Annotated in this window: 27 protein-coding genes and 1 pseudogene; 13 read left to right on the top strand and 15 right to left on the bottom strand. The window is 40.8% G+C overall.

Going from position 1 to position 21,962, the window contains the following annotated elements; genetic code table 11:
* The first annotated feature begins 73 nt into the window (after window positions 1-73).
* Genes D1B33_RS10585 through mnhG form a run of 7 tightly spaced genes read left to right on the top strand, consistent with a single transcriptional unit; the run spans window position 74 to window position 5,835 of the window.
* Window positions 74-2,482: a Na+/H+ antiporter subunit A gene (locus D1B33_RS10585; protein ID WP_118876351.1), complete on the top strand. Its 2,409-nt coding sequence runs from the start codon at window positions 74-76 to the stop codon at window positions 2,480-2,482.
* Window positions 2,479-2,901, top strand: coding sequence for a Na(+)/H(+) antiporter subunit B (locus D1B33_RS10580; RefSeq protein WP_118876350.1), 423 nt, complete (start codon window positions 2,479-2,481; stop codon window positions 2,899-2,901). Before D1B33_RS10585 ends, D1B33_RS10580 begins: the two co-directional genes overlap by 4 nt.
* On the top strand, window positions 2,901-3,242 hold the full coding sequence (locus D1B33_RS10575) for a Na(+)/H(+) antiporter subunit C (protein ID WP_118876349.1): 342 nt from the start codon (window positions 2,901-2,903) through the stop codon (window positions 3,240-3,242). The genes D1B33_RS10580 and D1B33_RS10575 overlap by 1 nt, the downstream gene beginning before the upstream one ends.
* The gene (locus tag D1B33_RS10570; protein WP_118876348.1) at window positions 3,235-4,725 is read left to right on the top strand and encodes a Na+/H+ antiporter subunit D; all 1,491 of its coding nucleotides are present in this window, start codon (window positions 3,235-3,237) and stop codon (window positions 4,723-4,725) included. Before D1B33_RS10575 ends, D1B33_RS10570 begins: the two co-directional genes overlap by 8 nt.
* Window positions 4,726-5,205: a Na+/H+ antiporter subunit E gene (locus D1B33_RS10565; protein ID WP_118876347.1), complete on the top strand. Its 480-nt coding sequence runs from the start codon at window positions 4,726-4,728 to the stop codon at window positions 5,203-5,205.
* Window positions 5,202-5,483 carry a Na(+)/H(+) antiporter subunit F1 gene (locus tag D1B33_RS10560; protein WP_118876346.1) on the top strand — a complete coding sequence of 94 codons (282 nt, stop codon included), beginning with the start codon at window positions 5,202-5,204 and terminating at the stop codon, window positions 5,481-5,483. Before D1B33_RS10565 ends, D1B33_RS10560 begins: the two co-directional genes overlap by 4 nt.
* Entirely contained in the window at window positions 5,467-5,835 is a 369-nt protein-coding gene (gene mnhG, locus D1B33_RS10555; protein WP_118876345.1) for a monovalent cation/H(+) antiporter subunit G, read from the top strand. Before D1B33_RS10560 ends, mnhG begins: the two co-directional genes overlap by 17 nt.
* Before the next feature lie 38 nt (window positions 5,836-5,873).
* On the opposite strand, the gene D1B33_RS10550 is transcribed toward mnhG, so the two are convergent.
* Together D1B33_RS10550 and D1B33_RS10545 are read right to left on the bottom strand one after the other, a co-directional pair.
* Window positions 5,874-6,077, bottom strand: a complete 204-nt coding sequence (locus D1B33_RS10550; RefSeq protein ID WP_407656723.1) for a hypothetical protein — start codon at window positions 6,075-6,077, stop codon at window positions 5,874-5,876.
* Between the two features lie 95 nt (window positions 6,078-6,172).
* Window positions 6,173-7,681, bottom strand: coding sequence for a leucyl aminopeptidase (locus tag D1B33_RS10545; RefSeq protein WP_118876343.1), 1,509 nt, complete (start codon window positions 7,679-7,681; stop codon window positions 6,173-6,175).
* Window positions 7,682-7,831: 150 nt separating this feature from the next.
* On the opposite strand from D1B33_RS10545, the gene D1B33_RS10540 reads away from it, so the two are divergent.
* The gene (locus D1B33_RS10540; RefSeq protein ID WP_118876342.1) at window positions 7,832-8,308 is read left to right on the top strand and encodes a divergent PAP2 family protein; all 477 of its coding nucleotides are present in this window, start codon (window positions 7,832-7,834) and stop codon (window positions 8,306-8,308) included.
* Window positions 8,309-8,395: 87 nt separating this feature from the next.
* Here the strand turns inward: D1B33_RS10540 and D1B33_RS10535 are convergent, their stop codons facing one another.
* The 6 genes from D1B33_RS10535 to D1B33_RS10510 form a co-directional block, all read right to left on the bottom strand.
* Window positions 8,396-8,725, bottom strand: a complete 330-nt coding sequence (locus tag D1B33_RS10535; protein WP_118876341.1) for a YuiB family protein — start codon at window positions 8,723-8,725, stop codon at window positions 8,396-8,398.
* Between the two features lie 688 nt (window positions 8,726-9,413).
* Complete coding sequence (locus D1B33_RS10530) at window positions 9,414-11,210, bottom strand: carbon starvation CstA family protein (protein WP_118876340.1); 1,797 nt, start codon at window positions 11,208-11,210, stop codon at window positions 9,414-9,416.
* A 157-nt stretch (window positions 11,211-11,367) separates the two neighbouring features.
* Complete coding sequence (locus D1B33_RS10525; RefSeq protein ID WP_118876339.1) at window positions 11,368-11,865, bottom strand: NUDIX domain-containing protein; 498 nt, start codon at window positions 11,863-11,865, stop codon at window positions 11,368-11,370.
* Between the two features lie 112 nt (window positions 11,866-11,977).
* Window positions 11,978-12,466: a spore coat protein gene (locus tag D1B33_RS10520; RefSeq protein ID WP_118876338.1), complete on the bottom strand. Its 489-nt coding sequence runs from the start codon at window positions 12,464-12,466 to the stop codon at window positions 11,978-11,980.
* Window positions 12,467-12,503: 37 nt separating this feature from the next.
* On the bottom strand, window positions 12,504-12,779 hold the full coding sequence (locus tag D1B33_RS10515; RefSeq protein ID WP_118876337.1) for a hypothetical protein: 276 nt from the start codon (window positions 12,777-12,779) through the stop codon (window positions 12,504-12,506).
* A 292-nt stretch (window positions 12,780-13,071) separates the two neighbouring features.
* Window positions 13,072-13,446: a HesB/IscA family protein gene (locus tag D1B33_RS10510; protein ID WP_118876386.1), complete on the bottom strand. Its 375-nt coding sequence runs from the start codon at window positions 13,444-13,446 to the stop codon at window positions 13,072-13,074.
* A gap of 190 nt (window positions 13,447-13,636) precedes the next feature.
* Between D1B33_RS10510 and D1B33_RS10505 the strand changes: the two genes are divergently transcribed.
* Window positions 13,637-14,494, top strand: a complete 858-nt coding sequence (locus D1B33_RS10505; RefSeq protein ID WP_118876336.1) for a manganese catalase family protein — start codon at window positions 13,637-13,639, stop codon at window positions 14,492-14,494.
* Between the two features lie 165 nt (window positions 14,495-14,659).
* Entirely contained in the window at window positions 14,660-15,358 is a 699-nt protein-coding gene (locus D1B33_RS10500; RefSeq protein WP_118876335.1) for a DUF2225 domain-containing protein, read from the top strand.
* A 141-nt stretch (window positions 15,359-15,499) separates the two neighbouring features.
* Here the strand turns inward: D1B33_RS10500 and D1B33_RS10495 are convergent.
* A pseudogene (locus D1B33_RS10495) lies at window positions 15,500-15,792 on the bottom strand (NifU family protein).
* A gap of 27 nt (window positions 15,793-15,819) precedes the next feature.
* Between D1B33_RS10495 and D1B33_RS10490 the strand changes: the two are divergent.
* Entirely contained in the window at window positions 15,820-16,149 is a 330-nt protein-coding gene (locus tag D1B33_RS10490) for a YuzD family protein (RefSeq protein WP_118876333.1), read from the top strand.
* Between the two features lie 66 nt (window positions 16,150-16,215).
* Here D1B33_RS10490 and D1B33_RS10485 read toward each other — a convergent pair whose 3' ends face one another.
* Window positions 16,216-17,286, bottom strand: a complete 1,071-nt coding sequence (locus D1B33_RS10485) for an NAD(P)/FAD-dependent oxidoreductase (RefSeq protein WP_118876332.1) — start codon at window positions 17,284-17,286, stop codon at window positions 16,216-16,218.
* A gap of 180 nt (window positions 17,287-17,466) precedes the next feature.
* Between D1B33_RS10485 and D1B33_RS10480 the strand changes: the two genes are divergently transcribed.
* On the top strand, window positions 17,467-17,703 hold the full coding sequence (locus D1B33_RS10480; RefSeq protein ID WP_118876331.1) for a YuzB family protein: 237 nt from the start codon (window positions 17,467-17,469) through the stop codon (window positions 17,701-17,703).
* Window positions 17,704-18,027: 324 nt separating this feature from the next.
* On the opposite strand, the gene D1B33_RS10475 is transcribed toward D1B33_RS10480, so the two are convergent.
* The gene (locus D1B33_RS10475) at window positions 18,028-18,795 is read right to left on the bottom strand and encodes a TIGR01457 family HAD-type hydrolase (protein ID WP_118876330.1); all 768 of its coding nucleotides are present in this window, start codon (window positions 18,793-18,795) and stop codon (window positions 18,028-18,030) included.
* A complete protein-coding gene (locus D1B33_RS10470) occupies window positions 18,792-19,244 on the bottom strand; it encodes a DUF86 domain-containing protein (RefSeq protein WP_118876329.1) in 453 nt (150 codons plus the stop codon). The genes D1B33_RS10475 and D1B33_RS10470 overlap by 4 nt, the downstream gene beginning before the upstream one ends.
* Before the next feature lie 83 nt (window positions 19,245-19,327).
* Here D1B33_RS10470 and D1B33_RS10465 point away from each other — a divergent pair, with 83 nt between their 5' ends.
* Window positions 19,328-19,594 (top strand): DUF3055 domain-containing protein, encoded by a 267-nt coding sequence (locus tag D1B33_RS10465; RefSeq protein ID WP_118876328.1) that lies wholly within the window; start codon window positions 19,328-19,330, stop codon window positions 19,592-19,594.
* A 100-nt stretch (window positions 19,595-19,694) separates the two neighbouring features.
* On the opposite strand, the gene D1B33_RS10460 is transcribed toward D1B33_RS10465, so the two are convergent.
* The 3 genes from D1B33_RS10460 to yunB form a co-directional block, all read right to left on the bottom strand.
* A complete protein-coding gene (locus D1B33_RS10460; RefSeq protein WP_118876327.1) occupies window positions 19,695-20,048 on the bottom strand; it encodes a YutD family protein in 354 nt (117 codons plus the stop codon).
* Window positions 20,049-20,086: 38 nt separating this feature from the next.
* Window positions 20,087-21,004 (bottom strand): lipoyl synthase, encoded by a 918-nt coding sequence (lipA, locus tag D1B33_RS10455; protein ID WP_118876326.1) that lies wholly within the window; start codon window positions 21,002-21,004, stop codon window positions 20,087-20,089.
* Window positions 21,005-21,137: 133 nt separating this feature from the next.
* Window positions 21,138-21,920, bottom strand: a complete 783-nt coding sequence (gene yunB / locus D1B33_RS10450; RefSeq protein ID WP_233549454.1) for a sporulation protein YunB — start codon at window positions 21,918-21,920, stop codon at window positions 21,138-21,140.
* Window positions 21,921-21,962: the final 42 nt, after the last annotated feature.

The raw sequence follows: 21,962 nt of genomic DNA, 5'->3' as shown, positions 1-21,962 counted from the left end.
ATTAGTGTTATACTTTTTGAGTAGTCAAGTGAATATTGTTTATAGTTTTTAAAGTTTTGAAGGGGGGATTTTTTTGTTTCAAGTCTTATGTATCTTTATACCTTTAATCGCGGCGCTTTTTATGCCTTTCTTTTTTAAGAAAGTCCGCTCGATACATACAGGTTGGTTTGTTTTAGTTGTACCGATATTCCTGGCAAGCTATTATGCAACCTTTATTCCAATAACCTCCAAGGGCGATTCCGTGATTGCGCAGCTCCATTGGATACCTTCACTTGGAATTTCGTTTGTGTCCTATCTAGATGGATTAAGTTTATTGTTCTCGATTCTCATAACAGGAATCGGTGCACTTGTTGTCCTCTATTCGATTTTCTATTTGAATCGAACAAAAGAGCAATTGCATAACTTCTATATTTATTTATTAATGTTTATGTCGGCAATGCTCGGTGTAGTTCAATCGGATAATATGATGACACTTTATTTATTCTGGGAGTTAACATCGATTTCGTCCTTCTTGCTGATCGGCTATTGGTTTAACCGGGACAAGTCACGTTTCGGTGCATTGAAATCGATGATGATTACGGTCGCCGGCGGAATGCTGATGCTTGGAGGTTTTGTTCTCCTTGCCTTGATGGGAGACACCTTCTCCATTCGGGAATTAATCGCACAAGCACCTGAACTTGCAGCAAATGATTTATTTGTTTTGGCACTAATTTTGATTTTGCTTGGGGCATTTACGAAATCTGCCCAATTCCCTTTTTACATCTGGCTGCCGGATGCCATGGAAGCGCCGACTCCTGTCAGCGCCTATCTTCACTCGGCAACTATGGTAAAGGCGGGAATTTATTTGGTTGCTCGTTTTACGCCGATTTTTGCCCAATCTGAAGTTTGGATTTGGCTCGTTGCCGGAATTGGTTTATTAACGTTATTCTGGGGGTCTTTCTTTGCCGTAAAACAGACGGACTTAAAAGGAATTCTTGCTTTTTCAACAGTGAGTCAGCTTGGTCTGATCATGTCATTACTTGGTGTTGGAGCCATTGCGTTTCACGTTGAAGGCGCCGCAGATTCCGCATTTAAATATGCAACCTTTGCAGCGATTTTCCACTTAATCAACCATGCAACATTTAAAGGAAGCTTATTCATGATTGCGGGGATTGTTGACCATGAAACCGGAACCCGTGATATTCGAAAACTTGGCGGCTTGATGAGCATCATGCCCGTAAGCTTTACGGTTGCCCTGATTGGCAGCTTCTCGATGGCGGGAATACCTCCATTCAATGGTTTCTTGAGTAAAGAAATGTTCCTGACGGCCATGTTATCCATAGCTGAATTTGATTTGTTCAATTTCGCGACTTGGGGCATTTTGTTCCCGATTATTGCCTGGATTGCCAGCGTTTTCACATTTATATACAGCCTTTACTTTGTCTTTAGGACTTTTACCGGCAAAGGCAATATTGCACAATTGCCGCACAAACCGCATGAAGCACCGATGGGTATGCTGATTTCTCCGGTAATTTTAGCAGTTCTAGTTGTCGGAATATTCTTTATTCCAAATATCGTGGCTGATCTTTTTATAAAGCCTGCTGTGATAGCAATTCAGCCGTTTTTATACACTCATCCCGAGCAAGTTGATATCCACATATCCGCTTGGCATGGCGTCAATACGGAATTACTGATGACTTTGGGAATTTTTGCGATTGGGTTCGTACTATTCCTGACTCTATCGAAATGGCAGAAAATATATAATGCATTCCCTGCAAAGTTAACACTCAATAACTTATATGATTTTATCATTTACGAATTGAGCGGCAACTGGATGTACCGCTTATCTTCATCTTATATGACAGGCTCTAACCGCCGTTATCTTGGCTTGATGTTCGGTGCTTTTTCATTGATTGTCATCGGAACTTTATTTAGTAAAGATGCATTTTATGTAACGTTTGAAGGGGCATCTCCGGTTCATTTGCATCAAGTTATTTTAATAATTGTTTTAGTGATCGGCACCATTACAACTGTTTTTGCGAAATCAAGAATCACATCCATTGTCGCATTGGGGGCAGTCGGATATACCGTTTCCCTATTCTTTGTATTGTTTAAAGCACCTGATTTAGCGCTAACTCAGTTGGTTATTGAAACGATTTCGGTGGCTCTGTTTTTACTTGCTTTCTATCATTTGCCGAAATTCAAAAAAGAACAAGAACGCAATCGTTTTAAATTCGGACGGGCTCTTGTTTCATTCGCAGTGGGAGCAATGGTTACACTCGTTGCGTTGTCGGCCCATTCACAGAAGTTGGTTCCATCCATTGCGGAATACTATAAAGAAACCGTCTATAGTCTTGCGGGCGGCGGAAATATCGTCAATGTGATCTTGGTCGATTATCGTGGGTTTGATACATTATTTGAAATTACGGTACTTGCGATTGCCGGTATGGCCATCTACGGTATGATCAAGCTTCGTTTGAGCAGAAAAGGGGGGAAATTATGAAAATAAATAATGTCATCTTGCAATTTACCGCCAAAATCGTATTTTTCATGATTTTCTTCTATGCTGTTCATATTTTCTTTGCCGGTCATTACACACCTGGCGGAGGATTTGTAGGAGGCCTGGTAACGGCAAGTGCGATTGTGCTGCTGATTATAGCATTCGACTTGAAAACGGTTCAGTCCATTTTACCGATTAACTATATCTACTTAATTGCAAGTGGACTTCTTCTTGCTTTAGGTACTGCTGGGATTGCGATGTTCACTGGCAAGCCATTTTTTACGCATTTCTTTGATTATTTCAACTTGCCGATTTTGGGCAAAACTTCGCTGCACACGGCAGCATTATTTGATTTAGGTGTTTATTTGGTTGTTGTTGGTGTCACGATGACCATTATTCAAACAATCGGGGAGGATGAATAATGGAAATAATTATGGCATTCGTATGCGGCTTCCTGTTCATGGCCGCGATTTACTTAATATTATCACGCAGTCTTCTTCGAATTATCATTGGAACAGGCTTATTGAGCCATGGTGCCCACTTGCTCATCTTGACGATGGGGAGTTTCAAGGGCAGTGCTCCCCCTGTTTTAACGGAAGGCGTGACAGACTTTGTTGATCCTCTGCCACAAGCTTTAATCTTAACGGCGATTGTTATCAGCTTTGGCGTAACAGCATTCTTTTTAGTTCTTGCATATCGGGCGTACCAAGAATTAAAAACAGATGATATGACAGAATTGAAAGGAAGTGACGATATTGAATAACTTTCTTTTGCTGCCGATTCTCATTCCATTTTTCTTCGGCATGATCTTGATGTTTGGCCAAAAAAAGATATCCTATCAGCGCATCACCACACTTTTGGGATTATTTCTATCCATTTTATGTGCCGCGGCACTTGTGATGAATGTCCATGAAAATGGACCGCAAACGGTCACTTTGGGCAGTTGGCCAGCACCTTTCGGGATTACCATGGTATCGGATATGGTTTCTGCCATTCTGGTTTTAACAACTTTGGTTCTTACTTTCTTTATCGTCTGGTACGGATTCGAGTCCATTGGAAAAGAACGCGAACAGTTCTTCTACTATCCCGGTGTATTGTTTATAATTACGGGGGTAAACGGAGCCTTTACAACGGGCGATATTTTCAACCTTTTCGTATTCTTTGAAGTATTATTGATGGCGTCATACTTACTGATTGTGCTGGGCGGAGAAAAAGTGCAATTGCGGGAGCCCATCAAATATATATTAATCAATGTACTCTCTTCTGCCTTCTTTGTTATAACGGTTGCTTTTCTTTATTCCGTTGTTGGAACGTTAAGCATGGCAGACATTTCGTTGAAAATTGCGGAGGTAAACCAACCGGGAATTCTAACGGTCATTGCCGTCTTATTCCTGCTGGTCTTTGGAATGAAAGCAGCCATCTTCCCGCTTTATTTCTGGTTGCCAAGCGCTTATTCGGCTCCGCCGATTCCCGTGCTCGCGCTGTTTGGGGCATTGTTGACTAAAGTTGGTGTTTATGCAATTACTCGTACATATACACTCTTCTTTACACACGACATAAGCTTTACGCATAATCTGCTGCTGGTTTTATCCATTCTTACGATCATTGCTGGAAGTATCGGCGCATTAGCGTATTTTGATGTAAAACAAATCATCATCTATAATATCGTCATTGCTGTAGGTGTCATTTTATTTGGTGTGGCACAGATGAACGAAGTTGCTTTAAAAGGAGCCATGCTCTACTTAGTACATGACATGATCATCAAGGCGGCTCTTTTCATGTTAATCGGGATTATAATTTACGTGACAGGAACAACGAATTTACGAAAAATGGGCGGGCTCATGAAAACCTATCCCGCACTTGGCTGGTTTTATCTCATCGCAGCCCTCGGTTTAGCTGGCGTTCCTCCACTAAGCGGGTTCATTGGAAAGCTTCTCATTGTACAAGGGGGCTTTGAAGCAGGCAACATATGGTCAAGCATCTTTATATTGGCTTCCAGCATTGTGGTGTTATTGTCCGTTATTCGTATATTTATTTATGCCTTTTGGGGACAACAAGGCGTACTTAATGAAGCTGTACAAAAAGCAAAATATAACCGGCTCTTTGTTCCAACGATGATTTTAGTAGTAGTATCCATCTTCTATGGCGTGGGTACGGAATGGTTTATGCCATTCATGGACGATGCAGCAAAGATTTTAAATGATCCATCCATCTACACAGATGAAGTCATGAAAGGAGGAGAATAAATGTCCTTTCAAATTTTATTAAATCTATTTCTGGCATTTTTATGGATGTTTTTATCTTCCAACTATTCAGTTTCCCGTTTTATCATCGGCTACTTATTGGGAATATTGGTGATTCTCGCCCTGCGAAAATTTTTCAAATCGCGATTATATATTGATCAGCTATGGGCAGTAGTTAAATTAACGATTTTGTTTATTAAAGAACTGATTCTGGCGAACATTTCCGTCTTAAAGCTTGTTATTCAGCCCAAGCTTCAATTGCAGCCAGCCTTTTTTAAATATGACACGGTGTTAAAAGAAGAATGGGAAATTACCTTGCTATCGAGTTTAATTACTCTTACGCCCGGTACGGTAGTCGTGCATGTTTCGGATGATTCCAAATCTTTGTTTATACACGTAATCGACAGCAATGATATTGATGAAACCATTGATTCGATAAAAAATTCTTTTGAAAAAGCAATCTTGGAGGTGAGCCGTTCATGACGTATTTTCTTTGGGCAGCCATTGTCATTGTAGTTCTAACCATGGTTGCACTGCTCTATCGGATTGTGAAAGGCCCAACTCCTTCCGACCGAGTTGTGGCATTGGACACAATTGGGGTTGCACTGATCTGTTTGGTTGGACTATTATCCGTGGTAGTTGATTCCAGCTTCTTCTTGGAAATTATTTTATTGCTGGCGATTTTGTCTTTCGTTGGAACGATTGCCTTCTCTAAATTCATAGAGAAAGGAGATATCATTACTCGTGACGATTCTCGCTAACATACTTGTTGTTTTCTTTATTGCCGCCGGATTGGTTTTTATTGTCGTCTCGGCCATTGGATTATTAAGATTGCCTGATTTATATACACGTGCACATGCCGCGTCAAAAAGTTCCACTTTGGGTGTGATGTGTATATTGCTTGGCGTCTTCTTGCACTTTTGGTTAATAAGGGACCATTTTAATCCAACGATTCTTTTAGGCATACTTTTCTTGTTCATCACGAGTCCCGTGGGCGGCCATATTATGAGCCGTTCCTCTTATATTGCAGGTGTCAAACCTTGGTCAGGCACTGTCCGTGATGATTTAAAACCAGAAATTGAACGCATGAAAAAAGAGCAGAAGATAAAGTAAAAAAGCGCGAACTTTTCGTTCGCGCTTCATTTCGTCCATTAATAATATCTTCTATGATGGTGATGATGGTGGTGTCTATGTGGGTAATATGGATAGTATGGATATGGGTATGGTCTGCCGTAATAGCGGTCAGGATAAATTACGTTACCGAGTAGGCCACCTAAAAAGCCCCCGAGGAATGGATAGCCGAATCCCGAAAACCCACCGCCATAGCCAGGATAACCACCATAATAATTTACCAATAACATCTACCTCCTTTTCTTTTGTAACATATGTTAGAAAAGAAAAGATAGCTATGCAATATGCCCACTAGATTTATAGTTACTTAAGAAGGATTTTAACTGTCTTGTTCACCTAGCCTCTCGACAAAAGTTGCGAGAGTTCTGACCATGACGCCTGTTCCTCCTTTTGGACCTAAATCATAGGCATTTGCAGCATCCGAAGTTCCCGCGATATCTAAGTGAATCCAAGGTGTATTTTCTACAAATTCGCCGACAAATCCACCGCCAAAGATCATGTGGCCATCACTGCCCGGAGAGTTATTTAAATCGGCCACATCCGATTTGCGGATTCGTTTTTTATCTTTTTCGGTAAGAGGCATTCCCCAAACAAATTCACCGGTTTCGATACTTGCTTCTATAAAGGCATCAAAGAGAGCTTCGTTATTTGTCAATGCCCCCGTTTTATCATAACCCAGCGCTGTAATGACGCCACCAGTTAATGTAGCCACATCAATTAGCGTAGTTGCTCCCTGCTGTTTTGCATAGGTCACCGCATCTGCCAGAACTAGACGCCCTTCTGCATCGGTATTTAACACTTCCACCGTCTTGCCGCTATACATGGTAATCACATCATCCGGTTTTAAGGCATCTCCTGAAATCATATTATCCGTTGACCCAATGACTGCCACGACATTTTTATCGGGACGCACTTCCCCAATAATTTGCATAGCACCGAGAACCGCTGCTGCACCGCCCATATCGCCTTTCATGCCAACCATGCCTGTTTTCGGTTTGATAGAGTACCCGCCAGTATCATAGGTAACACCTTTTCCTACTAATCCAATGGCATCTTCCCACTTTTCAGTTGCCTGATACTTGATGGTAATTAACCGCGGTTCCTCAACCGAACCTTTATTGACGCTTAAAATACCGCCCATTCCCAGTTCCTCAAGCTCTTGCTTTGTTAAAATTTCCACTTCAAAATTATATTTTTTCGCTAACTGTTGCGCGTAATGGCCAAGTTCCGTTGCCGTTAATAAGTTCGGGGGCAAATTCACCAACGTACGTGCTTCGTTTACTGCATCGGCATAAACTGATCCTACTTTATAACTTGCCGCAATTTCATCGATATCTGCATTCGTTACAAAATGCACGGCATCCAGATAAGCATCTACTTCATTGGAAGACGTTTTATAATTTGGCACCTGATAGAACCCCATACCTGTTCCTTCCGCAAATAAAAAGGCAATATCGTTTTCATCGATTGGACTAGCCGTAAAGGATTCCAGCCAAATGGTAAATTCGTTCGCTTTTAAAGCCCGCAACTGGTTCCCGACCAATCCAAATGTTTCTCTTAACTCATTCTCCGTTAATGTTTTCGTATCTCCCAGCCCAACGAATAATACACGTTTTAGTTGGCCATTGTCCCCTGTATAGGGAATCCTTGTCATCTTTTTTCGTTCTGTATCAATATCGCCCGAACGAATCCATTCTTCAATAGATTCACCGTAAAATGAAACAAAATCATTCCATCCTTGAATGTGGTCGCAATTTTTTTGAACACCCACGATTAATAATTCCGTATTCACTTGTTGAAAAGTTTTGGCTTCTTTTACTATCTTCATCTTGAAAATCCCTCCATTTATCTAGTTATTATAATAAAGATGCACCTATTTATCGAATAGTTCGAATAACGAATGCATCATCATTGAATTCAATCCGTGCAGTTATGCTATACTTTAAACAAAGCTTAAGAAAGGTAGGGATTTTTTGTTTTGGCACTCCTTCAAAATACACCCATACTTTTATCCATTTTTTCCATTCTTTTTGCGCAATTCGTGAAAGTTCCCATTCATTTAATTGCTACCAAAAAATTGGATTGGTCATTAATGACTTCCACTGGTGGAATGCCAAGTTCCCACTCAGCAGCTGTAACAAGCCTGGCGACCGCGGTGGGCTTTGAAACAGGGCTCGATTCACCTACCTTTGCAGTTGCGGCCATGTTTGCAAGCATCGTCATGTATGATGCGACCGGTGTACGATGGCAAGCCGGCCAGCATGCCATGATCATTAACAACATTCGCAATGAGCTAACGATTTTTTTCCGTGAAGTCAAACATTGGCCGGAAAAAGATGAAAAGGAAAAAATCAAGGAGTTAAAAACATTGCTTGGGCATAAACCCAGTGAAGTCTTTATGGGAGCATTAACCGGAATACTCATCGCCATTATCTTCTATACGCTTATTCTGTAAATAAAAAAACTGACTCATGAGCAGAGTCAGTTTTTTTATTTTAATGCCCTTACTTTGAAATACTTAAATATCATGTGCCGAATGAAGTTAAAACATTCGATATCCAGCTTTGCGAAGATAAATCATTACAATCCCGGCAACAATGGCACCCGCAAAGCCGCCCAGCAGGATAGAGATATCAACGGCGTGCAATGCCAGTATTTTATCCACTAAGGCTGGGAAAGCTGTACCCGGTTTAAAAATATAATCTAGGAAACTTACTTCATCAATAATAAAAATAACGACAACAGGATAAACAACGGCCATTAACCAAGTCATGCGCAATAACATGTTTAAGAGGAAACCAATTCCAAAAAACATGACGAAGAACAGAACGATCGAGATGATTAATTGGACCAACGAAACTGAACCACTCATATTATGTATAACCTCCGTTTTCCTCTCATTAGTTTACATGAAATGACAATCCCTTTCAATCGGAATTGCGAAGACCGCTTGTCTTGATGCTCTTCAAAGAAAACGCTATGGATTGTAGTATTTTATAGAACTATAGCGAGCGGCTAAAAGCCTGTTTTAAGCTATCTTCAGGTTAAACGGGGATTTAGCAGCTGCCTTAATTACCGTTTCAAGCAAACCTCAGCTCAAACGGGCATTTAGCGGCCTCCTTAATGACCTTTTTAAGCAAGCCTCAGCTCAAACGGGCGTTTAGCAACTTCCTTAATGACAGTTTCAAGCAATCTTTAGGTCAAACGGGCGTTTAGAGACCGTCTTAATGACCTTTTTAAGCAAGCCTCAGCTCAATCGGGCGTTTAGTAACCTTCTTAATCACCATTTCAAGCAATCTTTAGGTCAAACGGGCGTTTAGAGACCGTCTTAATGACCATTTCAAGCAAACCTCAGCTCAAACGGGCATTTAGCAACCTTCTTAATGACCATTTCAAGCAAGCCCCATCTCAAATGGGCGTTTAGCAGCGGCTAAACTTCGATGTTATTAGTTTTATACTTCTCTATTAATAGAAAAAAACAACCCGACCAAACCTAGTCGGGTTGTTAAAACTTTTTCCTGCATATCTACTAGCTTAAGGACATTCTATTATCAAGCACCCTAAACCCGAATCGCTTTGCCATTTACGAAACGGGGACTATTCCACAGGTAAATCCATTTTTTCACTGCCGTTACAACAATAATGAGACCCAATATTAGCATAATAATCGACAGCACGCCATTCAGAACGGAGTATCCCGCTGCTAAACTATTCCAGTAAACATTTTTCACCATCCAAATCCCTGCCACATTGACAGTGATATACAAGTAAATGAGCGGAATTAAGCAAGTGAGCACATAAATTCTCTTCGAAGCCATCTTTAAAATGACGGTTGCCCCCACAACTAAGCCAATGGATGCCATGAGTTGATTGGATACGCCAAATAATGCCCAAATTGGTCCGATTTCTCCAGAGTATAATAAATACCCCCACAAGAAACATGCCAATGCACTTGCAAAGATTGTACCCGGCAGCCAGTCTGTTCGCTTTAATGGCTTTACCACATCACCCAAAAAGTCTTGAATTAAATAACGAGCGACCCGCGTGCCTGCGTCGATTGCCGTTAAAATAAACACCGCTTCAAACATAATGACAAATTGATAGAAATAAGAAGATAATCCGCTAAACCAAGGAATGCCGGTAAAGATTTGCGTCATTCCCACTGCCAAGGATACGCCCCCTCCAGTACGCCCTTCAAGATCCATCCCGATGCTTTGTGATAGCGACGCCAGATTCACTGTATCCATCCCTAAAGTGGCAAAAACCGCGGGATTTGCATTGATTGCAAAATAATCTCCCGGATGCAGAGAAGTCGCTGCGATTAAGGCCATGACTCCTACTAAACTCTCCACAAGCATGGCCCCAAATCCAACCACTCTTATATCTTCCCAGCGATTTAACATCTTGGGCGTCGTACCGGAACCGATAAATGCATGGAATCCGGAAATGGCGCCGCAAGCAATAGTAATGGAAACAAAAGGCCATACCGGACCCGCTACTATTGGTCCCCCACCGTGAATGAATTCCGTTACTGCCGGAAATTGAATGACCGGGTTAACGAAGAAAACACCAACAATCAGTGCGATGAATACCCCAATTTTCATAAAACTGCTTAAATAATCGCGCGGTGCCAGCAAAAACCAAACAGGCAGCGCGGCAGCAAAGAATGCGTAAACCGGCAAGATAATGGCTAATGTTTGGCGATCAAATGTTAAAAAATCACCCAGAGCCGTTCCTTGAATATAAGGTCCTACAAAAACGCCAATCATTAGAAGAATAAAGCCGAATGCACTCGTAATGAGCAAATTTCCCGTCTTTTTATAAGCGATGCCTACCAACATGGCGATAGGAATTGTAATCGCCACGGCAAATGTTCCCCAAGGATTGCGCTCCAACGCTCCCAAAACAACCATCGATAACCCTGCCATCGTAATCGTAATAATGAATAACATGGCTAGACCCGTACAAAAACCAGCGACCGGACCGAGTTCTTCCTTCATTACTTCCGATAGCGATTTGCCGCCGCGCTTCATGGATGCAAACAACACAACCGCATCATGCACAGCCCCGCCAATGACCGCACCAATCAACAGCCATAACAGTCCCGGAAGGTAACCAAATTGGGCAGCCAACACCGGCCCGACAAGCGGCCCTGCTGCAGCGATTGCCGCAAAGTGATGACCAAAGGCAACCCATTTATTCGTCGGTACATAATCTTTCCCGTCATTCAGTGCGTGAGCAGGAGTTGGGCTGTTATCATTAATCATTAATACCTTTTTCGTAAAAAAATAGCCATATAAGCGATAGCCTATAATAAGAACACAAATTGCACCGATTACAATTGATAACGCATTCATAATATCCCCCATTTGTCTTGAATAGTAAATGAAAATCCAATAACCGGGCTTATGAATTACACTATTTTATTAAATCAAGTGGCTCGAGCACTCTACCAAAAGATATGAATCCATTCGTTAAATCATGAATTCCATAAACATTTTTATCACTCATGATTTATTTGTTGAAGAATAGCTTGTAGGACGAATATTCAAACACATCGCCTGGGTTGATTCCTTCTTTTTTGAATAGTTGATGCTGGATCAGCTCATGGCCAGCCATTTCTTCCAGCATGACCGACGCTTCTCCGCTATGCACAATCTCTTCAACCGACAACCAGCGAACGTCCGATAATTCGAGTTCCTGGATGGCAATTGCTTGCCGATCATCGTGCGGCGTGCAACAAAAAATGGCCATATTATCACTAATATCCTGCCGTATAACCCCTGTACGGAAACCAATCAACCCCGAGACTTCACAATCAATGCCCGTCTCTTCTTTCACTTCCCTTACAATTGCATGATCGGCCGTTTCTCCCGGCTGAACAAATCCGGCTGGCAATGACCAAACTCCTTTTAAGCCGCTATATTTCTTTTTTACTACAAGCCACTTCCCTTCTTTGTTTATGACCACTCCTGCAACCCCAAGCCAAACTTTTCCCAGCTCTTTTTTCATCCATATCACCTAATTTTGATTTTTTTAACATTATAGGCTTACCATCGTTCATGTATAAATAAAAAACCTTCTTAAAGATTTTATTCCTTAAGAAGGTTTATGATGGCGAATTTTACAGAATATCAATTCTTACGATTAGCGCAATTAATACTTGTAATAATAATTGAATATTTACGACTAAATCATTATCAGTTGTTGTAACAGTGACACCTCTTGAATTCTCAATAATCGTCTGTTGTCTGTTGACTTGTTGAGTTCTAATTCTAGCCAATAAATCCTGTGTTATTCTTTCCGCCTGTTGGCTATCCGCAATTGAAATGCTGATCACTAAGGCAATTGCTGCTTGAAGTGCAACTTGAAGGGAAACCGCAGCCTGATTATCAGTTGTCGTCACTGTAACATCTGCAGAATCAATGACAATAATTTGTTCAAATGATTGTTGGATGTTTTCAATTACACCTTCCAAATCATTTGAAATATCACCGTCTCTATCTAATGGATGTGAAGATTTAGGGTCCAATGCACTCCATCTTCTGAATTCCTCTCTTCCCTCTACTCCATGTGAATATGAGGGAGATCCTTTCCAAACTGAACTGTCCATTTTTAATATTCCTCCTATAATATAATTTTGTATTCATTTATTCTTTTGTACTTTTGGTTAGTTTTTCAACTCTATCTTGTAAATTCATTAAAAGTTTTCTTAGGTCCCTTTTCTCTTGTGTGCTTAATGTAGGTTTTCTCATCTTAACGCCTTGTCTTCGGAAAATATTATCTACGAGTAGGTTTATGCTTTGATTTGTTAGCGAAGTCACTGAGTCTAATGAATTCAATGATTCTAGTGAAGGCACCAATTCTTGATTTCTTTTATTGCTATGTTTTCTCCGTTTATGATCCTTTCGAGGATGTCTTGCCAATTAGATCCCTCCTTTTTTCTCAACCTGATATAGAATATGTCTACTTGATCAATGCGTTTGGGTGAATGTTATAATTCTTTGATTTTTATTAATAGAAATAGGACTACAAATAGAGAGGAATAAATTTAGAGAGAGGTAGATTGAACAAAAAGGAAGATCTTAAAATAAAAAAGCCTCCTCAATTTGTCATGTTCTGCAACATCACAAATCAAAGAGACTTATTTTTATAACCCCAATAATGGTAGGGTTTATTTATACATAAACTGCCTTCATAAAATTTAGTTGACTCTATTTATTCACAAACTTCCGGCGTACCTTCAACCTTGGCCGTTCTGAATGAAGTACCGCAGCCACAAGCAGCGATAGCATTTGGATTGTCGATGGTGAATCCGCCGCCCATTAAAGATTGTTTATAGTCAATTTTCGTTCCCGTTAAAATTGGTGCATCTTCGCGGGAAACAAGAATTTTCAAACCGTGCTGTTCATCCACTAAATCATCTTCGTTTTGATTTCGATCAAAATTCATTCCATAGGAAAGACCGCTGCAACCGCCGCCATGCACCGCTACACGTAAAAAAGAACCTTCTTCCTCATTGTGCTTTTGCATTTCTTTCACACGAATCGAAGCCGCTTCCGTTAACTCAATTACCTTCTTTTCACTTGTCATTCCCATTCACCTTCCTTCTTATTTCTTTATCATATCAAGTTGCAAATTAAAAATAAAGAGTTGTGCACCTGACCGCTATCTTTATCTTATCCATACAGTTTCATACTAATTGTATTTTTACTTTTGTTTATCAAAAAAAAGCACGGGTACTGTTACACTGTCCTAAAAAATTCAGAGGAGGTTATGTAATATGTTTTTCAACAAAAAAGAACTAGCATACAATGCGATTCCGGATAAGCCGGATCCAATAATGGCAAAGCACCTTCAAGAAATTATCGGCGGTCAGTTTGGCGAAATGAGTGTTGCCATGCAGTATTTGTTCCAGGGCTGGAATACTCGCGGAAACGAGAAATACAAAGACCTATTGATGGACACCGGCACCGAAGAACTTGGGCATATCGAAATGATTGCTACCATGGTCGCTCGATTATTGGAAGACGCTCCCGTCACTGAACAAGAAAAAGGCGCATCACATCCTGTAATTGGTGCCATTATGGGTGGTCAAGATCCAAAAGACGTATTGGTACAAGGGTTAAATCCACAACATGCTATTGTCTCCGGGCTTGGCGCAATGCCTGTAAGTTCGGTAGGTGTTCCATGGAATGCGGGCTACATCGTGGCCAGCGGAAATCTGCTCGCTGATATGCGTGCCAATCTAAATGCAGAATCCCAAGGAAGATTGCAAGTTGCCCGCCTTTATAGCATGACCGAGGATAAAGGAGTAAAAGACATGTTATCCTTCTTATTGGCGCGAGACACCATGCATCAAAATCAATGGATTGCTGCAATTAAAGATCTGGAAGAAAAAGAAGGCGGCGTAGTCTGCCCTACCACTGTTCCACCTGAATGGGAAGCAACTGAACATTCCCATACTTTATATAACCACTCTGAAGGTGAGGACAGTGCTGCCCTTGATTGGGTGAAAGGCATTGCTCCTGATGGACATCCTTTCAATTATGCTCAAGGAAAAGCTTTTGGTGAAAAACCAATACTAAGCCCAGCTCCTCCATCATTGCATAATACCCTTCCTGGCCAGGATATGAAATAATTTGAATTTAAACGCCTCCCCCTCGGAGGTGTTTTTTTATTGGGCATTTTCACGCTTCTTGTTCATAATTATTTCAATAATAAATAGTAATAATTAACCCCACATAACACACTCTAAGTGATATAATAGTCTTAAAATTCCCGATACTCGAAGGGGGCTAATCAGATGGAATTATCACCTTACTATGAGAAAAAAGTTGAATGCCTCTGTTGCAAAAAAACGTTTAATACCCTGAAAATCCGGTCGAAATTAGTGAAAGTGGGTAGTACCGATACGGACTTTTGCCCAATATATGCAGAAGAATCTGTGCCTGCTCTGTATTACAACGTCTTTGTTTGTGAGCACTGCGGTTTTTCATTTACTGAAGATTTTTCAAAGTATTTTGCTCCCGGTATAAAAGAACTAATAACGGAGCAAATTTCAAATAAATGGTTTCCTAGAAGCTACAGCCACGAACGCAGCTTAGCGGAAGCCCTCGAAGCTTTCAAGCTGGCATATGTCAGCGGGACATTGAAAAAAGAAAAATACGTAACTTTAGCGGGCATTACCTTGCGAATTGCATGGCTTTACCGGAAATTGCAAAATAGCGGCCAAGAACATCGATTCTTGACAATTGCCCGTGATCTTTACATAAACTCCTTTTCTACGGAGGACTATGCTGGTACTCAAATGTCCGGTACCCGAGTCATCTATATGATTGCAGAACTGTCGAGACGAATTGGCGATTTGGACAATGCCACACGCTACTTCTCCAAAGTCATTGAAAGCCAGCGAAATGGCGGGGAAGCAAAACTACTGGAATTGGCAAAAGATCAATGGCAGCTTGTACGAGAGGAAAAAGAAAAAATCCGATCAGCAGGATAAAAGGAGATGTCCCAGCAGTCCCGGGACATCTCCTTTTTTGCGCCGAAAGTGAAACGGCAGGCGCATTAAGCCTTATAATAGAATAACTGTCCAAAAAGTTAATCCCAAACTTTTTGGACAGTATCCTTTTTGCAATATCATTTAGAAAACTTGTTCTACTTCAACGATTCCTGGTACTTCCTCTAAAAGAGCACGTTCAATACCTGCTTTTAAAGTAATCGTGGAACTTGGGCAGCTTCCGCATGCACCCAATAGGCGTAAACGGACAACGCCGTCCTCTACATCGACTAATTCACAATCTCCACCATCGCGCAGTAAAAATGGACGTAATTTATCTAAAACTTCTTGTACTTGTTCTTTTTGTTCTAATTCTGTCATTTCTCTCGACTCCTTTCCCTAAAATCATTATAATGTGAAGAAGCGAAAAAATCCATAAATTGAGTTATGAAAGGGTGGCAACAATGAAAGAAAATAATCCGATCATTGAAGTGTTCGGTGCTGATGTGATTTGTGCAAGCTGTGTCAATGCACCATCGTCCAAGGATACATATGAATGGCTTGAAGCGGCAATTGGCCGAAAATATCCCAATAATCCATTTACCATTCGTTATGTCGATATTGAGGGAGCTTTAGAGAATGAACGTGACCAAGAATGGGCAGAACGCATCCACAACGACGAATATTTCTACCCGCTCGTACTTATTAATAATGAGGTCATCGGCGAAGGCTATATTCAGATAAAACCAGTTTTTGCGGCACTGGAAAACTTGGGATTTGTAGCGACTTCCTAATCAAGAACGTACAATCAGCTTAGATAACATAGAAAGAGCCGTCGTAAATGACAGCTCTTTTTTAACTTAACCATTATTTTGACGTTTATACATCCAAAGCAATCCTGATTTCATCAAACGTGCAATACGGCCGGTTACGGTTGTATCTGCCAGATGAACAAACCCTTGCTTCTTGCCTAAAGAGCCCATAAATCCTTTTAATTTGATTTCCGGCATTTTTTCAGGCAGCGGTTCGTTTTTGAAGCGGTGCTTAAGCACTTTTACGATTCGTTCCGCTTGTTCCTCTGCAAGTTGGGCACTCGCCGGTAAATCGGATGAAGCGCAGTCCCCTACAACCGAAACATTCTCATCATCCACCAATTGAAAATATTGATTGACCAAAGGACGTCCTTTTCGATCTTTTTGTACATCCATATCGCGTACAATTTTTACAGGCTGAACGCCGGCAGTCCAAACAACTGCATCAACATTGATGACATCTTCATGATTATATAATTTATTCGGTTCAACTTTAGTTATATTGGAATTGGCTATAACATCCACGTCATTTTTAACAAACCATTCTTTCACATAATTACTTAACTTTTCAGGGAAATCCCGTAAAATACGAGGAGAACGGTCAAACAGTTTAATTTTCAAATCGGAACGGCTTTCGCGTAATTCGCTTGCCAGCTCAATCCCGCTTAAACCTGCTCCTACAATTCCTACAACAGATCCGGGAGATAGACCAAGCAGCTCTTCAAATGTAGAGCGCGATTTCGCGATTGTTTGAATACTGAGCGTGTTTTCTTCAGCACCTGGTACATTGTGATAATTATCTTCACAGCCTAAACCAATTACTAAGTCATCATAAGCAATTGTTTGGCCATCCTCCAAATACACGGCTTTTTCGTCTCGGTCGATTTTTGTGATTTCTCCATAAACCAGTTGTAGACGCTCATGTTCAGGAAAGTCAACTCGAACATCTTTATCAGTCGTTGTGCCTGCTGCCAAAGCATAAAATTCTGTTTTCAAGCTATGATGCGGTGTACGATCCACTAAAGTGATGGTTGTATCCTCCGGAAAGTTGTTCGGCAATAAGCGCAGTAGAATACGCATATTCCCATAACCTCCGCCCAGTAATACTAGTTTTCTCATAAAATACTCCCCTATACCTATTAAACTTGAATTGTCACAATTTATTCATAAATAGTATAACTGATTGTGAGAAGCTTCACAATATCTTTTGCCAAATTTATGTGAAAAGTTTCACATAAGACTGATTTCATTGACGAAAAAACAAAAACAGAGTAGCATGTTTTTGTGAGGTGACAACTCGTGAATCCATTAGTAGAATTTTGCATAAGCAACCTGGCAAAAGGTGCACAAGAAACATATGATATATTGGAAAACGATCCGGAAATTGACGTTCTCGAATATGGATGCCTAAGCTATTGCAGTATATGTGATCAAACGTTTTATGCTTTGGTGAATGGCGATATCGTGGAAGCCGAAACACCAGAAGAGCTAACGAAGAAAATTTATCAACATATCGAAGAAAATCCTCTTTTCTAAAGAGGCGGAATATAACGAAAGCGCAAGCGCCCTGGTTAGCCCCGTCAAGCGCTGGCCGACAAGAACGCCACGTCGTGTGGCATTGCCGGCACTTGCACATCCTTGTGCGGCGGAAGGCCCGAATCGCGAAGCTTTTTCAGCTTTCGACCGAGGACAGATTTTTTTTGCGCGAAAGCGTAGCGACAGCAGCAGACCGCGCCTCGAGGGGCTGGGCGCTGGAGCTGGATGTAGAATGTACTAATTGAAATTTTTTTAGTAAACTTTATAAGTTCCTTTATAGAAGAAAAAATTCCGTGCACTAATAGTTGCACGGAATTTTATTTTTTAAAAAACGCTTAGATCTTCAACACAAAAAGTCGGCTTTTGTTCTTTTTGCAGCACAAGCTCTGTACTAACAACGCCTGTATTGACATGGATGGTATCGCAGCCGAATCGAATGCCGCATAATATGTCTGTATCATAATTGTCTCCAATCATGACCATCTCTTCTTTTTGGAATCCATATTCCTGCTGGATGACTTCGAGCATGACTGGCGATGGCTTTCCTATAAATGTTGGTTTTGCCTGTGCGACGTTTCCAACAAGGTGCACAAAGGAACCATTTCCCGGGATAAACCCAAGTTCGGCAGGAAAACGGATATCTTCGTTTGTCCCGATCAACTCGGCACCGCTTTGTACAGCAAGTGAAGCTTTTACCAATTTCATGTAATCAATTGTTCGGTCAATTCCCATGACAACTACATCCGGCCTTGCTTCATCGGTATCGATGATATTTAAACCGTGGGCTTCCAGCGCCGAACGAATGCCATCGGAACCAATCATGAAAATATTCGCATCTTTGTAATGGAGATCAACGTATTTTGCCGTTGTTAAAGCGCTCGAATAGATCCGGGAAGTTGGCGTTTCAATATTAATATCCGCCAATACTTTTTGTAATTGTTCCGGTGTTTTCGACGAATTATTCGTTACAAAGAAATATTCCAGTTTTTCCATTTGCAATTTATGAATAAAACGAACGGCTGACTCAATCGCATTTTTCCCCCGATACACCGTCCCATCTAGATCAAAACAATAGGCTTTATATGATTTCATTTCTCATTCTCCGGTAAAAATGCGGAAACGGGTCCAAGCTCGTTTTCCAAATAGTTTGCCACCAATGGAACAAACTCTTTGATTGCTCCAAGGCTTCCTGTAAGCACTTTTAATACCTCTTCGTTGTCTACTTGAACAAATTCCCTTACCAGCATTTTTCGGAGGCCTACAACGTCTTTTAAAGGCATTTCCATATCTTTTGTAATGACCTTTTCATCAAGTAAAATATCGATAATATCATCGTAGCTTCCCGGATCACGCATAATGAAACCATCAATGATTAAATTCCCGACATCCATCATGGCTTCCATGGCATTATGTCCGATACGTTGCATAGCAAGTTTTGTTATATCGTTTTGCAGCCAATTCTTTTCGTTTTCAAAAATAGAAATTAGCTCTTCTAAATGTTTTAAAGTGACAGTTATTTTATTGCGATCTACAAAATACATACATGTGCCCCCATAAAAAAGTTGATAGTTATTTCTCTTCTATAGTAACATATTCTTTAGATTTGGAAGGAGTCCTATACAAGATGGAGCGTTTTTTCTTATATGATGATACGGAAGATACAAAAACAAGATTTGTCAGTTTCACTGGCAAAACATTGCGTTATGATTTAGCGATTATGCAATCCTCTCGTTTTTTTGGAAAAGTGCTAGTTTTGGATATGCAGATGAATCGTTTTGCCATTATCGGAACGGATGACTTGGAGGAACCAGGCTACCTGGAGCATGCTTTTCATAAATCCGAAGAAGAAGCGCAGGATTTGCGCGAATATTTAACTGAATTATTGGCATAAAAAAGCGGGGGCTCATTTTCTGAACCCCCTAATCTTGTGCCGCTGGTTTTAGCGGCAGGTACAGAAAAACCGGGCAAAAAACCCGGTTTTTCTTTATGAACTAATTTTCGTTTTTTTCGATTGTCGGCGGGATGGTTTCAGCTTCAAGCACCGGGGCAGACTCCAATTGCTTTGGCGATACTTTCCCGGTTTTCCGGACTATAAAATAAGCACAGCCAAAATTACAATATTCAAACAAATAATCTTCCACCGTACTGATTTTTGTATCAAACGTGGCTTTTTGGTTTCTGTCTTCAAAGAAGCCTTTTAAGCGAAGTTGGCCGTATCCCCAATCGCCGACGATATAATCATACTTCGTCAAGATATCTGAATATCTGGCCAAAAAAGCGTCTTCTTTAAATCCATCACGCACATTTTCGACCATTTCGTATGTGTATCCTTCTGCAATGATCATTCGCATCCTCCTATTCTAATAAACTTAGAAAGAAGTTCTTATACCTCTTCTGCTTGCAATTGTCTCGTTTTTGTCGCTTCATTTACTTGCTCATCCGCATGATAACTGCTACGAACCAATGGGCCAGCTTCACAGTGCTTGAAGCCTTTATCCATCGCAATTTTACGCAGTTTTCCGAATTCTATAGGCGAGTAATATTTTTTTACCGGCAAATGTTTTTTCGTTGGCTGCAGATATTGACCGATTGTCATGATATCCACATTGTTTGCACGCAAATCATCCATGACTTCCAGGATTTCATCCCATTCTTCTCCTAATCCAATCATTAAGGAAGATTTTGTAGGAATATCCGGCTGCATTTCTTTTGCTTTTCTTAAAAATTCCAGAGAGCGGTCGTATTTTGCACGTGCACGAACTCTTGGCGTTAAGCGGCGCACCGTTTCAATATTATGGTTTAAAATATCCGGTTTTGCATCCATTAGCATTTGTAGATTTTCTTCTACCCCGCCTAAATCAGATGGCAAAACTTCCACCGATGTTTGAGGTGATTTGCGGCGAATGGCTCGAACAGTCTCGGCAAGAACCCCTGCCCCGCCATCTTTCAAATCATCGCGGGCAACCATCGTGATCACGACATGCTTTAAATCCATGATTTCCACAGACTCTGCAACGCGTTCCGGCTCGGCTAAATCCAGCTCGTTTGGCAAGCCTGTTTTAACTGCGCAAAAACGGCACGCACGAGTACAAACCGCACCAAGGATCATCATCGTTGCCGTTCTTCTTTCGCCCCAGCATTCATGAATGTTTGGACAGCGCGCTTCTTCGCAAACTGTATGCAAGTTTTTCTCGCGCATCAATTTTTTTAACCCTTTATATTCATCGTTTGTATTTAATTTAATTTTTAACCAATCCGGTTTACGCAAAACTTCCTTTTCGCCGGTAGCTTTAGTAGTCATCTCTATTCATCCCCTATCAAATAACCAAAATAATTCACTCTGATGTCAATGTAACATATTATGACAAGCGAAAACAACTAACTTTCGATAAGAAACTTCCATTGATCGTTAATGAAAAGGAAAATAGTATCTATTAATCAAATGGAATGGGTACTTCGACAGAAGGCTGTGCGCCTTCTCCCCCCTGCGTGTAAATGTGGGGTACCTGTCCGCGTACCAATCCGATAGCGACAGGAATTGTTTGTTTTATTGTCGCCTGTTGACTGGCAAAGGGAATAATAATTTGAACCTTTACTTCCAAGTCGACATTTACTTCTACCAGCGCATTGTTAATGCCAAATTCCTTAAAGGAAGAATTAACGCTGCTGCTCACACTTCCTATAATATGAAAACGAATCGGAACCCTGGGACCTAAATTACCCAGCAGGGGCAAATTCAATGCTTGCGCAATCGGCACATAGAAGACAATCCCATCACCCTTTTGTATTTCATTCACATCGTACTCTACATTCTCCAAATCGGGATATTGGGACAAATCCCCTTGTTCTGCCAATTCCAAATGTTCTTTTACCAAGGTAACCGTTTCTGACCGTATTTGGTTGATGATTTCCGTATTGAATTTGGTTGTCAGCATATAATCGGATTCAGAAGGCAAATCTTCAATAATTTCGTTGATGTCCAGTACACTGGAAGTACGTGAATTAATGGCCTTGCTTACAACATGTGAAGCTATTTTGGTCGTTTGCACCTCTGCATATTGAACATACGTAGGCATTAAACGAGCATTCAATATGTATAAAAACAGAACAACCGCACAGAAAAAACTAACGATAAACAAGGCGAAACGATTGGATAACTTCTTCCTGTATTTTGGACGTTTTGAAAACATCATTCTATTCGGTTGACGAGAAAACAAAAAATCTCCTCCTGCTCCAATTTTATGAACAGGAAGAGCATT

It is taken from the genome of Ureibacillus yapensis (assembly GCF_003515775.1).
Taxonomy (GTDB): domain Bacteria; phylum Bacillota; class Bacilli; order Bacillales_A; family Planococcaceae; genus Ureibacillus; species Ureibacillus yapensis.
This window is presented reverse-complemented; position numbering and strand designations above follow the sequence as displayed.